The following is a 1,167-nucleotide window of genomic DNA, read 5'->3' as shown; positions in this document are numbered from 1 at the left end:
GGCCGGCCCCGACGGGGGCGCCGCCGCCCCGGCCCGTGCGCTCGCCACCACCCGCCCCGCCCTGCCCTTCCGGGCAGCAGCCGTCGGCCGCGACCGCGACGCGCTCCTCGGCCGACTGGACGCCCTCGCGGCGGGCGAACCCGCGCCCGACGCCGTGCGGGACCGGGCGCGCGGCGGCCGTACGGCCTTCGTCTTCCCCGGCCAGGGCTCGCAGTGGGCCGGCATGGCCGCGGCGGCGCTCGACGCCTCCGCGCCGTTCGCCGCCGCGATCGCCGCCTGCGAACGGGCGCTCGCCCCGCACACCGACTGGTCCCTGACCGAGGTGCTGCGCGGCGCGCCCGGCGCGCCGACGCTCGACCGCGTGGACGTCGTCCAGCCGGTGCTCTTCGCCGTGATGGTCGCGCTGGCCGCGCACTGGCGCGACACCGGGGTCACCCCGGACGCGGTCGTCGGACACAGCCAGGGCGAGATCGCCGCCGCCCACGTCGCCGGAGCGCTGTCGCTCGACGACGCGGCCCTCGTGGTGGCGCGGCGCAGCCGGGCGCTGCTGAGGCTGGCGGGACGCGGCGGCATGGTGTCGGTCGCCGCCTCCGCCGAGCGGACCACGGGCCTGATGCCCGCCGGCGGACGCCTCTGCGTGGCCGCGGTGAACGGCCCCGACGCCGTGGTCGTCGCCGGGGAGCCCGAGGAGCTGGCCGCCCTGCTCGCGGCCTGCGATCGGGAAGGTGTACGGGCCAAGGCGATCCCGGTGGACTACGCGGCCCACTCGGCCCAGGTCGCCGAGATCGAGGACGAACTGCGCGAAGCCCTCACCGGGATACGCCCCCGCGCCTCGGCCGTCCCGCTCTACTCGACGGTGACCGGCGAACCCGTCGCCGGAGAATCGCTCGACGCCGCCTACTGGTACCGCAACCTGCGCGAGCCGGTCGACTTCGTCGGAGCGACCCGCGCCCTGCTCGACGCGGGCCACACCCTGCTCGTCGAGGTCAGCCCGCATCCGGTGCTGCTCGCCGGGATCGAGGCGGTGGCCGCGGAGGCCGGGCGGGAGGTGTCGGCGGTCGGCACGCTGCGGCGCGGCGACGGCGGCCGGGACCGGCTGCTGGCCTCACTGACCGAGGCGTGGGCGGCCGGCGGCGGCCCGGTGGACTGGTCGCCCTGGACGGGGGC

General features: G+C 78.7%; 1 protein-coding gene. It reads left to right on the top strand.

The genetic code is table 11. The annotated features are described in order from the left end of the window. On the top strand, positions 1-1,167 hold a 1,167-nt coding region (locus tag ACIQOV_RS42215), incomplete at both ends, for an acyltransferase domain-containing protein (protein WP_401056552.1).

It is taken from the genome of Kitasatospora sp. NPDC091257 (assembly GCF_044757675.1).
Lineage (GTDB): Bacteria > Actinomycetota > Actinomycetes > Streptomycetales > Streptomycetaceae > Kitasatospora > Kitasatospora lactacystinica.
The sequence above is the reverse complement of the archived record's forward strand: the minus strand, read 5'-3'. Positions and strand labels throughout refer to the sequence as shown.